Annotated in this window: 11 protein-coding genes and 2 pseudogenes; 3 read left to right on the plus strand and 10 right to left on the minus strand. The window is 65.3% G+C overall.

Going from position 1 to position 12,562, the window contains the following annotated elements:
• Positions 1 to 36 precede the first annotated feature (36 nt).
• Positions 37 to 759, plus strand: coding sequence for an AraC family transcriptional regulator (locus ACVMIH_RS09560; protein WP_316394990.1), 723 nt, complete (start codon positions 37 to 39; stop codon positions 757 to 759).
• Between the two features lie 72 nt (positions 760 to 831).
• Entirely contained in the window at positions 832 to 1,596 is a 765-nt protein-coding gene (locus ACVMIH_RS09565; protein WP_456861500.1) for a sulfite exporter TauE/SafE family protein, read from the plus strand.
• Between the two features lie 41 nt (positions 1,597 to 1,637).
• On the opposite strand, the gene ACVMIH_RS09570 is transcribed toward ACVMIH_RS09565, so the two are convergent.
• From ACVMIH_RS09570 to ACVMIH_RS09615, 10 genes and pseudogenes are all read right to left on the minus strand, one after another.
• Positions 1,638 to 1,904, minus strand: coding sequence for a hypothetical protein (locus ACVMIH_RS09570; protein ID WP_021078341.1), 267 nt, complete (start codon positions 1,902 to 1,904; stop codon positions 1,638 to 1,640).
• Between the two features lie 1,104 nt (positions 1,905 to 3,008).
• Positions 3,009 to 3,431 (minus strand): hypothetical protein, encoded by a 423-nt coding sequence (locus ACVMIH_RS09575; protein ID WP_141341872.1) that lies wholly within the window; start codon positions 3,429 to 3,431, stop codon positions 3,009 to 3,011.
• A 30-nt stretch (positions 3,432 to 3,461) separates the two neighbouring features.
• On the minus strand, positions 3,462 to 4,949 hold the full coding sequence (gene gatB / locus ACVMIH_RS09580; RefSeq protein ID WP_456861502.1) for an Asp-tRNA(Asn)/Glu-tRNA(Gln) amidotransferase subunit GatB: 1,488 nt from the start codon (positions 4,947 to 4,949) through the stop codon (positions 3,462 to 3,464).
• A gap of 117 nt (positions 4,950 to 5,066) precedes the next feature.
• Entirely contained in the window at positions 5,067 to 6,428 is a 1,362-nt protein-coding gene (locus tag ACVMIH_RS09585; protein WP_456861504.1) for a patatin-like phospholipase family protein, read from the minus strand.
• A gap of 123 nt (positions 6,429 to 6,551) precedes the next feature.
• The gene (locus ACVMIH_RS09590; protein WP_456861506.1) at positions 6,552 to 6,875 is read right to left on the minus strand and encodes a hypothetical protein; all 324 of its coding nucleotides are present in this window, start codon (positions 6,873 to 6,875) and stop codon (positions 6,552 to 6,554) included.
• A gap of 3 nt (positions 6,876 to 6,878) precedes the next feature.
• Positions 6,879 to 8,355, minus strand: a pseudogene (gene gatA, locus ACVMIH_RS09595) (Asp-tRNA(Asn)/Glu-tRNA(Gln) amidotransferase subunit GatA).
• Positions 8,352 to 8,582: a hypothetical protein gene (locus tag ACVMIH_RS09600; protein ID WP_057020772.1), complete on the minus strand. Its 231-nt coding sequence runs from the start codon at positions 8,580 to 8,582 to the stop codon at positions 8,352 to 8,354. Before ACVMIH_RS09600 ends, gatA begins: the two are co-directional and overlap by 4 nt.
• Positions 8,583 to 8,660: 78 nt before the next feature.
• Positions 8,661 to 8,948, minus strand: coding sequence for an Asp-tRNA(Asn)/Glu-tRNA(Gln) amidotransferase subunit GatC (gene gatC / locus ACVMIH_RS09605; RefSeq protein ID WP_057020773.1), 288 nt, complete (start codon positions 8,946 to 8,948; stop codon positions 8,661 to 8,663).
• A gap of 360 nt (positions 8,949 to 9,308) precedes the next feature.
• Positions 9,309 to 10,388: an NAD(P)H-dependent flavin oxidoreductase gene (locus ACVMIH_RS09610; RefSeq protein ID WP_076834440.1), complete on the minus strand. Its 1,080-nt coding sequence runs from the start codon at positions 10,386 to 10,388 to the stop codon at positions 9,309 to 9,311.
• Between the two features lie 152 nt (positions 10,389 to 10,540).
• Complete coding sequence (locus ACVMIH_RS09615; RefSeq protein WP_456861508.1) at positions 10,541 to 11,677, minus strand: NAD(P)H-dependent flavin oxidoreductase; 1,137 nt, start codon at positions 11,675 to 11,677, stop codon at positions 10,541 to 10,543.
• On the opposite strand from ACVMIH_RS09615, the pseudogene ACVMIH_RS09620 reads away from it, so the two are divergent.
• Positions 11,646 to 12,537: pseudogene (locus tag ACVMIH_RS09620) on the plus strand (LysR substrate-binding domain-containing protein). The gene ACVMIH_RS09615 and the pseudogene ACVMIH_RS09620 sit on opposite strands and share 32 nt — an antisense overlap.
• The last annotated feature ends 25 nt before the right edge of the window (positions 12,538 to 12,562 follow it).

Below are 12,562 nucleotides of genomic sequence, written 5' to 3' on the forward strand. Positions count from 1 at the left end.
GCTCGGAGATCACCGCCCCATCGTTTCGAGACCTCCGTGATCGCTCGCCTCGCCATGACCAATGCCTGGACTTATCGGCGAGCCGACAGGGAAGACATCGTTGAGCTGGCATCGTGGCGCGGCGCCGGCTCGCTTGGCCTCAAGCCGCACTTCCATGACGAGAACCAGATCGTGCTGGTGCTGTCAGGGTCGCGCGCCTTTCGCATCGGCGGCGCGACCGTCACCGTGCGCGCCGGCCATGCCGCGCTGATTCCGGCCGGAATGCTGCATGCGCCGATGACGATGTCGGACGAGGAAACGGTCTGCCTGAACGCCTACGTTCCTGCCGGCCGCGTCTGCTCATCGGTGCGGATCATCCGTTTCGGGCAGCGTTGGCGGAACGTCGACGAGATCTCGCCTGGGCACGTCAGCGAGATCGCCGACGACATCCTGTCGTGCGCGCCGTCCCACCCCGCCGGGTGCACCGACAAGACGAAGCTCGGCATCACGCTGACCGAGAGCGTCGCGCCGATCGGAGCGATTGCCGCCGGCTTCGGGCGAAGCCGCGAAGGCTTCAGCCGCATGGTCAGCCGCGAGCTCGGCATCCCGCCGCATACCTTCCGTCTGCTGGCCCGGCTCAATCTTGCCCGGCAATTGCTGCGCGCCGGCGCCCCAATCGCAGCAATCGCGGCCGATGCGGGCTTTTCTGACCAGAGCCACCTCACCCGGCTTTTCCGCCGCACCTTTGGCACGACGCCGGGCGTCTACTGGCGCGGCTGAAGTGACGTCACAGACGTTCCAGACCGATTGGCGCGCCGCCCGCTAGCCTGCTCACCCTCAAGAGGGTGAAGGATGGATACCCAGACAAGTCTTCTGCTGCTGGCGGCCGGGGTCGCCGGAGGGATCATCAATGCACTGGCGGGCGGCGCCACACTCATCACCTTTCCGGCGATGCTCGCTGCGGGCCTGCCGGCCGTCATCGCCAACGCGTCGAATGCGGTGGCGATCTCGCCGGGGCATTTGATCGCGGCGCTCGCCGATCGCGGCAAGCTGCCGCCGCCGACGCGGCGCACGATCAGCTTCGTCGTGATCGCCACGGTGGGCGGCGCGGTCGGCGCCGGCGTGCTGTCGCTGCTTCCCGAGCGGCTGTTCCTGCGGCCGGTGCCGGCCTTGATCGCATTTGCAACGCTGTTGTTCGGCTTCGCGCCGCAGATCCAGGGATGGACCGTCGAGCGCCACAAGGCCGCGGCCTTGCCCTCGACCAGCGCGAGCGGTGCTGTCCTGGGATTGTCGTGCATCTATGGAGGCTTCTTCGGCGCCGGTCTCGGCGTCATCCTGACCGCGGTGCTGTCGATCACCGAGCCCGGCGACATCAGGGCGATCAAGGCGTTGAAGAACCTGCTCGCGACCTGCGTGTCGCTCGCTGCCACATTGATCTTTATCTTGCAGGGAGCGGTGCGGTGGCCAGAGACCTTGGCGATGCTGCTCGGCGCCATGATCGGCGGCTATGCCGGAGGCTTCCTGATCCGGATCCTTCCCGCCCACATCGTCCGGCAGTTCGTCATCATGGCCGGAGCGCTGATGACGGTGGTCTACGCGGCGCGATACTGGTTCTAGGTGGAGCGAGGGAGCCGAGGCTCCCATCGACATCGGTTGGCTTAGTGCGTCGTCATCCAGGCGCGGGCTTCACGCTGGGCGGCCGCGATCTCGACATCGGACATCTGCTCGGCGACTTCGCGGCGGTGCGCGATCGCGTCAGTACGTCCCTTGAGCGCCGCCAGGTTGAACCATTTGTGCGCCGCGACGAGGTTGACCACGCCGGAGCGGCCGCTCGCCCAATACATGCCACGTTCGAACAGCACGTCCTGGATCGCCGTTGCGGCAACCGGGACAGCGCTTTCCTGATCGATGACCCCCTGAAACATTCTCATTCCCCTTTTTGTTGTTGGCCGCCCTCCCCCGAGCGCGGCCCCCGTCCACTGTTGAAACTACCCTGTCATTCCCTGGCTGATCTTTGATCATGCCCGGGCTGATCTCTTGATCATGCCCCGCGCTGATCCTCGGGATCACCGCGTGCCGTTTGCCGGCTTGTTGGGATGATCATGGCCCATCAAATTTGAAGAGCGGTTTAAGTATCGCGATGAACGGGATGTAAATCGGCTTCGCCGAGGGCGCATCGAGGAATCGCAGAAGTGCCTGTGCCGCAGGCACTTCCTTGCATTCGTGAACGCCGGTTTACCCTGGTGTTTGGGACAACGATAACCATGGCGGACATTGGCCGCGGCGCCGGCGGGTCCCACCAGGCAATCAGTTTCGAAATTGACGGAGGGGCGGCGCGACCATGGACGAGCCGCGGAGCGGCGTGCGGTCGGGTGCACAGACAAAAGCAACGCGAGGCCGTCAGGCCCAGCGTCGATCCGGAACGGGGATGGATGGGGAAAGTGGCTGCCGGGCGCGGACTGCGCGGGCCGCCGGAACGAGGGGGTCGGCGAACACGTCAGGACCAGATTTCAGCTCGGCATTCTCGCCGGTGAAATTGCGGAACCAAGCGGGCTCCGCACCGAACGAAGAAATCTCTGTTTCTTCTGCCGGACCGGTTCTGGGAAGGTTGCCCTCTCCGAAATTCGATCCAGCCGTTTGACCTGATGTCTCGCCGACACCCTCTTTCGTCAGCCAGAGCCTTGGGGGTGGGATGTGCCTCTCAGCAGTCCGTCCGCTGGCTCTCGCGACGTGCCGGCGTCAAGCCGCCGGCAATCCTCTCGAGGCGAGAGGCTTACTTCTTCTTGGCGACCTTGCGGGTCTTCTTCGCAGTCTTCTTCACTGCGCTCTTCGCCTTCTTCGCCTTCTTCGCCTTCTTTGCCTTCTTAGCCATGTTGCCCTCCAGTATGTGAGATGGCTCTACTTCGCTGCGTGCACTCGGGAATCGATATGCACTACTTCCCGAATACACCAACAGACCGAAAAAAACAGTGTCCCGCTTAAGGAAGTGTTGACGCAGCGGTGGCAACGCGCACCGCGCGCGCCGCCGTTCAAATCGACACTTCATTCACGCGACGATGCAAGAAGTGCAACAGCCGCCGACATCGGCATTTGTCAACGTTGCAGGAAATGCCTTCTGTTGTAGGCTTTTCTTGAATTCGCATTGAAGCGATCGACGCGAGATCGTCGTTGCGCTGAGTCGCGAGCGAAGACGAAAAGCGGCACGTCGCCGACGCCGAGTCGTAATTTTTGGCAACGAAAAAATTTTCGTGGGAAAGACGGCTTTTGCCTCGTTTGAGGTCATCCGAACCGGATTTGCGAACGAATCGCGGCTTCTGCGATTCGGCGCCGGTGGCGCCGGCGCGCCACGAACGGAGGGTGTGAGGCAGGATCACGCCACGTTCACGCGCGCGCGACGACACCGAAGGTGACGGCAAAGGAGCATGCAAGGGAGCATGATCCGGCTGGATCATGCTCCAAGGACAACATCATTGTCCTGTTGTTCAGATGCCGAGCTTCGACTTCAAGAGGTCGTTGACCGCCTGCGGGTTCGCCTTGCCGCCCGACGACTTCATCACCTGACCGACGAACCAGCCGACCAATTGCGGCTTCGCCTTCGCCTGCTCGACCTTGTCGGGATTGGCCGCGATGATGTCGTCGACCACCTTCTCGATCGCGCCGAGGTCGGTGACCTGCTTCATGCCGCGCGCCTCGACAAGCGCGCGCGGATCGCCGCCTTCCTGCCAGACGATCTCGAACAAGTCCTTGGCGATCTTGCCGGAAATCGTTCCCTCGCCGATCAGGTCGACGATCGCGGCGAGCTGCTCCGCCGACACCGGCGAGGCTGCGATCTCGACGCCTTCCTTGTTGAGACGACCGAACAATTCGTTGATCACCCAGTTGGCGGCGAGCTTGCCGTCGCGCGCCTTGTCGGCAAGACCCGACAGCACCGTCTCGTAGAACTCCGCGCTCTCGCGCTCGGCGACCAGCACGCTCGCATCATAGGGCGACAGGCCGAAGCCCGTAATAAAACGGGACTTCTTCTCGTCCGGCAGTTCCGGCAGCTGCGCCTTGAGATCGTCGACGAAGGCCTGGCTGAACTCGAGCGGCAACAGATCGGGATCGGGGAAGTACCGGTAGTCGTGCGCCTCTTCCTTGGAGCGCATCGAGCGGGTCTCGCCCTTGTTCGGGTCGAACAGCCGGGTTTCCTGGTCGATCGAGCCGCCGTCCTCGATGATCTCGATCTGACGCCGCGCCTCGTACTCGATCGCCTGGCCGATGAAGTTGACCGAGTTCATGTTCTTGATTTCGCAGCGGGTGCCGAACGCGGTCTCGCCGTAACGGCGCACCGAGACGTTGACGTCGGCGCGCAGATTGCCCTTCTCCATGTCGCCGTCGCAGGTGCCGAGGTAGCGCAGGATCGAGCGCAGCTTGGTGACGTAGGCCTTGGCCTGCTCGGCGTCGCGGATGTCGGGCTTGGAGACGATCTCCATCAGCGCGACGCCGCAACGGTTGAGGTCGACATAAGACATCGTCGGCGACTGATCGTGCAGCAACTTGCCGGCGTCCTGCTCCAGATGCAGCCGCTCGATCCCGATCGTGACGCTGCGGCCGCCGTCGAGCTCGAGCGACACCTCGCCCTCGCCCACGATCGGCGACTTGTACTGGCTGATCTGGTAGCCCTGCGGCGAGTCCGGATAGAAATAGTTCTTGCGGTCGAACACCGAGCGCAGGTTGATCTTCGCATTCAGCCCGAGACCGGTGCGCACCGCCTGGCGGACGCACTCCTCGTTGATCACGGGCAACATGCCCGGCATCGCGGCATCGACCAGCGAGACATGGGAATTGGGATCGCCGCCGAACGCGGTCGATGCGCCGGAGAACAGCTTCGCGTTCGAGGTGACCTGGGCATGGATCTCCATGCCGATCACGACCTCCCAATCGCCGGTGGCGCTCTTGATCAGTTTGTGCGGGGCGGCAGCTGCGGTCATGGATCTCGGTTTCCGGATAAAGGATATCTGGGATGGATTGGGCTTCGCGCAACCAATCGCGCCAGTCAAGCCGCCTTCCTGTCCTCTTGCGGCCCGCCGCCGTCGCCTGCGGCGGGATCAGAGCCCGCGCCGGAACTGCTGGTAGGCCTTGCTCGAGCGCAGCGCGTCGGCGCCGCCCGCGATCAGTTGGTCGACCTGCTCCGGCGGCAGCGACAACCGCGTCGGGATGGCGTTCAGGATGCTGGCGCGGTCCGGTCCGAGCCGGTCGAAGCCGAGCCGCTCGACATAGATCGCGACGTCGCCGCATTTCCAGCCGGCGCCGACGCCGAGCCGGCTGCGCTCCGCCGCCGACAGCCCGCAGCGCCAGCGCTTTAGCTTGCCGGACCAGTCCTCGGCGAGCGCCGTGAAGGCCGCGTAGCTGGAGCGCACGCTGGCATCGATCGCGGTGTCGGCGGCTGCGGACACCAGTTCGACGCCGTTCGGCCCTTCGAGCGTCTGCACGAAGTCGCCGGAGATGCCGCGGCCGGCGTCGACCACCAGGAACAGGATGCGCTTCAGCTTGGCCGCCTGCCGTTCGTTCAGCGGCTCGTACGGACGCTGCGCGGCGAGCAAGCCGATGCTCAGCCCCGACAGGCCGTAATTGTCGACGAGGCCGCCATCGAGCAGCTTGACGTAGCGCATCGAGCCGTCGCGGTAATGTGCCTGGGCCTCGGCGTAGGCGCGCAGCAACGGCTGTGCGTTCGGATCGTTGCGCACCCGCTCGAGCCAGGCCGGCAGCGGCGCGGCGCATCCACCGGGATAGGTTTGCAGCACGATCGGGGCGAATGCCAGCGGCACCGCGGCGGATGCCGCCACCGCTTCGGCGACACGATACGATCTGATGTCGCTGCACAAGGCATCGAACGACGTCTTGCCGAACACGAACGGCGTGCGGTTGTAGATATCAGACGCGTTGATCCAGACCCGCGGCCGGCGATCGTCGGCCAGTGCGTCGAACCGCGCGCCGTCGAACAAATTCTGATCGAGCCAGTCGGTGAACTGGCTGTCGTTGACGCCGCCGCCGAGCGCGCGCCCGATATTGCCGAGCGAGATCCGGGTCTTCAGTCCCTCCTCGGCGTTGCGCAGCAGGAAGCGCTGGCGAAAATCGTCGAGCGCCGCGCGGCGCTTCAATCCGAAATAGGCGGCGGTGACCGATCCGCCGGAGACGCCGGAGACGAAGTCGACGCGGTCGAGCAGCGTCTTGGTGCCCGCCGCACTCGAACGCGTGTGGTCAAGCTCCTCCAGCACGCCGAAGGAAAACGCCGCCGCGCGGGTGCCGCCGCCGGAGAACGACAGCGCGAGCAGCAGATCATCTTCGTAGGCCGGAATGTCGCGAGCGCTGCTGTTGTCGGCGAGCGCGGCGCCGAGCGGCACATTGCCGGGCAGATTGTAGACGGAGGCGCAGCCGGCAAGGCCCACCGCCACCACGGCCACCAGCATTGCTGACAGCCATCCCCCTATGCCCGACCCACGCACGAATACTCTCTTTTGCCGCTGGCCCCCGCCCGGTTCCACTAGCCTATCACGGCCAATCTGGGCGGCGGCATGGCGGCCGAAACAGGGTTAATGCTCGCGGTGCCTCCGCACCGGCGTCCTTTTGCCGCGCTGCGCCAGCAGCGCGGCAACGATCCGCTCCCACTCGGCCTCGAGCGTGTCCTTTGCGGCCGGCTGGCCGGCCTGGCGATACCAGTAGCCGGCATTGCCGAGATCGCCTTCGACGCGATGCAGATGGGCATGCACCCAGGCCGAATTGGCGTCGCCCTCATCCTGCACGATGCGGTGCGCCTGGTCCCAATCGCCCTTCTTTGCCCACCACAACGCGGCGAGCGGCGGCGACAGCGCCGCATCGGGCGCGGTGTCAGCGAGACTGGCGCGGAAATCCGCCATCGCTCACCACCATCTAGGCGCCGTGAACCGGCCGGCCGCCTGCTCGATCACCTCGCCGAGCGAGAACAGCGTCTCTTCGTCGAACGGACGGCCGATCAACTGCAGGCCGAGCGGCAGACCTTGCGTGTCCTTGCCGGCGGGCACGGCGATGCCCGGCAGGCCCGCCATGTTCACGGTCACCGTGAAGATGTCGTTGAGATACATTTCGACCGGATCGGCGCCGCCCTTCTCGCCGATGCCGAACGCTGCCGACGGCGTCGCCGGCGTCAGGATCGCGTTGACACCCTTGGCGAAGCAGTCCTCGAAATCCTTCTTGATCAGCGTCCGCACCTTTTGCGCACGCAGATAATAGGCATCGTAGTAACCGGCCGACAGCACATAGGTGCCGATCAGCACGCGGCGGCGCACCTCGTCGCCAAAACCATCGGCGCGGGTGTTCTCGTACATCTCGATGATGTTCCTGCCCGGTTCGCGCAGCCCGTAGCGCACGCCGTCGTAGCGCGCGAGGTTCGACGAGGCCTCCGCCGGCGCCACGATGTAATAGGCCGGCAGCGCATATTTGGTGTGCGGCAGCGACACCTCGACGAGTTCGGCGCCGGCGGCCTTCAGCCACTGCGCGCCCTCGCTCCAGAGCTTTTCGATCTCGGCCGGCATGCCGTCGAGCCGATATTCCCTGGGGATGCCGATCTTCATGCCCTTCACGGACTTGCCGATCGCGGCCTCGTAGTCCGGCACGGCGATGTCGACCGACGTGGTGTCCTTGGGATCGTGCCCCGCCATCGAGCGCATCAGGATCGCGGCATCGCGCGTCGAGCGCGCGATCGGGCCGGCCTGGTCGAGCGAGGATGCAAACGCGACGATGCCCCAGCGCGAGCAGCGGCCATAGGTCGGCTTGATGCCGACGGTTGCGGGTGAACGCGGCGGGCTGGCGGATCGAGCCGCCGGTGTCGGTCGCGGTCGCGCCCATGCAGAGAGCAGCCGCCACCGCCGAAGCCGAGCCGCCGGACGAGCCGCCCGGCACCAGCGTGGTGTTGGAGCCCTCGCGCCGCCACGGGTTGGTGACCGGGCCGAAGCACGAGGTCTCGTTCGACGAGCCCATCGCGAATTCGTCATTGTTGAGTTTGCCGAGCAGCACTGCACCGTCGCGCCACAACTGCGAGGTCACCGTCGACTCGTAGGGCGGAATGAAATTGCCGAGGATATTCGAGCACGCAGTGGTCCTGATGTCGCGGGTCGCGAACAGGTCCTTGATGCCGAGCGGGATGCCGGCGAGCGGTCCGCCCTCGCCTTTTGCAATTTTCGCGTCGGCGGCCTTGGCCATCTCGCGGGCGCGGTCGGGCGTCTCGAGCACATAGGCGTTGAGCACGCGCGCGGCTTCGATCGCGGCGAGATGCGCGTCGGTCAGCTCAACGGCGGTGAAAGACTTGCTCGCCAGGCCCTCACGGGCCTCGGCGATCGTCAGCGATGTCAAATCAGTCATTTATTGATCGGGCTGCAGAAGAACGGAGACAGGGTCTTGTCGTTGGCGGGGTCGTCATGCCGGGCTTTGGCATTTTCCTTGGCGCGGGCGGCGTCAAGCGCCTCGAGATGGTCGAGCACGGCGTCCATCGCCGCGTTGGGATCGGCGACCTTCCCCTTGCGCTCCATGGCATCGAGGAAGTCCATATAGGCCTTGTAGGCCTTCTCATCGTCGCACAGCAGACACATTGAACTTTGTCGCTTTTGTTTGACGCGTTTTCTTCACGCGAACCGGTATCCACTTCGCTCGAAAACGCGATGCTTGCGTTACTCGACCACCTTCGGCACCAGGAAGAAGTCGTTCACGGTGTCGGGCGCGTTGCGGACAATGACGTCGGCGATCTCGCCGTCATTGACCACGTCGGCGCGCTTCTTCATCTCCATCGGCGTCACCGAGGTCATCGGCTCGACGCCGTCGATATTCACTTCCGACAGCTGCTCCACAAAGGCCAGCATCGCGTTCAGCTCGCCCTGGAGATGGGGAACTTCGGCGTCGCTGACCGCGATCCGCGCCAGATGCGCGATGCGGCGGACGGTCGTGGCGTCTACGGACATTATATAGGGCCTCGGGGCTGAAAGGTCAGCCTGCCGTATAGCAGAGGCCGGTTTTGCGCCGCAACCGCGCGAATTTGCCCGCCCAACGGGGCTTTGCGCCCATCCGGCGACCGGGCAAGACACCCTGCCACGCATTCCGGCTGCGAAACGCACGACGAAACCAGTTCGCGGCCACCGCGACGTCGTCCCGAAACATTCACGGCGCCTACTCCACCAAACAGAAAAGTTCGGAGCGCGTCATGTCAATGCTCAACGGCAGCCCCCGCCCGGAGGGCTGGGACCCCGCCCTCTGGTCGATCGGCACGGCGCTGGGGGTCGCGATCCTCTACGTGGCCTGCCTGGTCTGAACGAGGCCGCGCGTCAGGCCTGAGACAGAGCCGCCATCCGCGCCAGCGCGGCGCCGGCGAGCGCGCGTGTCAATTCGGCCGCCGGCATTTCCTTGCCCATCCGCACCGCCTGCCCGGCCCACAGATTGGTGAAATCGACCTTGCCTTGTTTTTCGGCAGCCGCCTTCAGCGGTCCGAGGGCGGTTGCTGCGTGCGGGAACGCCGGCGCGTCCGGCGAGATCGGCCCGACCTCGCGCATCACGCGGTTGGCGACGCCGCGCGCCGGGCGTCCGGTCATCACATTGGTGATGACGGTCGATTCGTCGCTCGCTTGCGCCAGCGCGACACGGCCCTGCGGGGTTACCTTGGATTCCGGGCAGCGCAGATAGGCCGAGCCGATCTGAACGGCCGCGGCGCCGAGCGCGAATGCCGCCGCGATCCCGCGCCCGTCAGCGATACCGCCGGCCGCGACCACCGGCACCTTCACCGCATCGACCACCTGCGGCAACAGCGAGAACGTCCCGGGCTGCTCGGAAATATTCTCGGTCAGGAACATGGCGCGATGGCCGCCGGCGTCGGCGCCCTGCGCGATGACGACATCGGCGCCGTTCTCTTCCAGCCAGATCGCCTCCTTCACCGTGGTCGCCGACGACATCACGATCGCACCGGCCGCCTTCACCCGCTGCAACAGCTTCGGCTCCGGCAGGCCGAAATGGAAGCTGACCACCTCGGGCTTCAGCTCCTCGACCACGGCGCAAAACGCCGCGTCGAACGGCGCGCGGTTCGCCGCGTTGATCGGCGCATCCGGATCGAGGCCGAGCTCGTGATAGTAAGGCGCGAGCAGCTGCCGCCATGTCGCTTCATGCGCGCGATCGGTCTCGACCGGCGTGTGGCAGAAGAAGTTCATGTTGACGGGCGCCGAAATGCGCTGACGGATGATATTGACCTGCTCGCGTGTCTTCTCGGCCGATAGCATCGCGCATGGCAATGAGCCGAGTGCGCCACCCTCTGCGGCTGCGATGACAAGCTCCGCATCCATCACGCCCGCCATCGGCGCCAGTACGATCGGGAATTCGGTTTTGAAGAGATCAGTTAGACGTCGATCAGGCCACATTCTTCTTGCTCTTGAACTGGTTGTTGTTGGTTTTGAACCCTCTCCGCAAAAAGGGAGAGGGTCGGTTCGATACGAAAGCCAGCGAGCGGAACTATCACCGATCGCTACGGATTCAAGTCTCTTATGCGATGCGCGTTCCGATTCACGCCTTTTCAGGCAGGAGCCGGCGCCTGCGCAGGGTTGAGCACGGAGTTGCGACGTCCACGCAGAATCTGTTCGGCCTCCAACGTGATCCTGTCGACAATCTCGGCCGCCGGCGGAACGTCGTGGATCAGCCCAACCGCTTCGCCCGCGATGACGGCGGCGACGTCGAAATCGCCGCGCGCCTTGGCCTCCGCATAGTCGGCGGCAACCTTCTTCACATTCTGGAGCAATTCGACCTCACGTCCCGTCCAGCGCTGGACATGATCGTTGACGAGACAGCGCCCGTTGAACGGAGCCGGCCAGACATTGTTGCGTGACAGATCGAAGACGATGCCACGCACCGTCTCACCGCTCTTGGCGGCACAGACCCGCCGCTTCGCTTCGTCAGCGATCTCGGCTTCCTGGCTCGCGTAGAATCGTGTGCCGAGCAGCACACCGGAGGCGCCGAGCATCAGCATGGCGGCAAGACCGCGGCCGTCCGCGATGCCGCCGGCGGCAACCACCGGGACACGCCCCGCGGCGAGATCAACGATCGCCGGCACGACATCAAGAGTGGTTCGCGACGCGCCATGACCGCCGGCCTCGGTCCCCTGCGCGACGAGGACGTCGGCGCCGGCATCCAGTGCGTCCTGCGCCATCTCTTCGTCCTGCACCTGGCAAATGAGGCGCGCACCGGCTTGCTTGATCCGCGGTCCGAACGGCTTCGGATCACCGAACGACAGCATGATCGCGCGCGGTTGTGCTGCAAGCGCGACGTCCAACACCTCCGGCTGCTTCGCCATGCTCCAGGTGATGAAGCCGATGCCGAACGGGGTCGTCGATTTCCGGAGCTTCGCCGTCTCCTGCTCGAGCCAAGGCCGGTCGCCATAGCCCCCGCCGAGAATGCCAAGGCCGCCGGCGGCGCTGACCGCAGTCACGAGCCTCGCGCCCGCGACCACATCCATCGGTGCGAGCAAGATCGGTTGTCGGATTCCCAAAAGCGCAGTCAGCGGCGTGTCGATCGACATGGCGTTCCTCCGGGGTTTGTGGACAATCAGACTAGGTCGGGCTAACATTCTGTGAAAATGAATACTAGAGAACGCTACCATCTCTAAATCAGAACGGTGATCCCAGATGGAATTGACCGACCTGCTCACCTTTTCCACGGTCGCGCGGCTCGGCGGCATCACCCGGGCCGCCGACGAGCTGAACACGGTGCAGTCGAACGTCACCCAGCGCATCAAGGCGCTGGAGGCCGAGATCGGCACCGCGCTGTTCGAGCGCCACAGCCGCGGCATGTCGCTGACCGGCGCCGGCCGCCGCCTGTTGCCCTATGCGCAGCGCATGGCGGCGCTGTCGCGCGAAGCCGTGCTCGCCGCGCGCGACGATGGCGAGCCGAAGGGTCCGCTGTCGATCGGCTCGATGGAAACCACCGCCGCGGTGCGGCTGCCGACGCTACTCGCCGAGTTTCATCGCCGTTATCCGGCGGTGCGCCTGACCTTGCGCACCGCGCCGACCGCCGATCTCGTCGCCGCCGTGCTCGACGGCTCGCTCGACGGCGCATTCGTCGCCGGCCCGATCGAGCATGCCGAACTCATCGCGACGTCAGCCTTCACCGAGGAACTGGTGCTCGTCACCGCGCAGCGCTGGAAATCGCTTGCCGCCCTGCGCGCCGGCACGCCGGAGTCGGGCCCGACCGCGCTGGTGTTCCGCACCGGCTGCACCTACCGGCAACGCCTGGAACAGGTGTTCACGGAATTCGGCTGGCCGTCGGGCCGCGCGCTTCGAGTTGGGCACGCTCGACGGCATGGTCGGCTGCGTCGCCGCCGATATGGGCGTGACGCTGTTGCCGCGCGCCGTCGTCGCGCGCGACCACGTCCAGCGCGACATCCATATCCACAAGCTCGAGCCACAGCACGCGCGTGTCGAGACGCTGTTCATCCAGCGCCGCACCGCGCATCAGTACAGCGCGCTACAGGGACTGGCCGCGTGCCTTCCCGGCGACGATCGGGTGATCGCCGCCTGACCGGCTTTTTCGCATGGACGCCACG

This window comes from Bradyrhizobium sp. USDA 4503, from assembly GCF_054055815.1.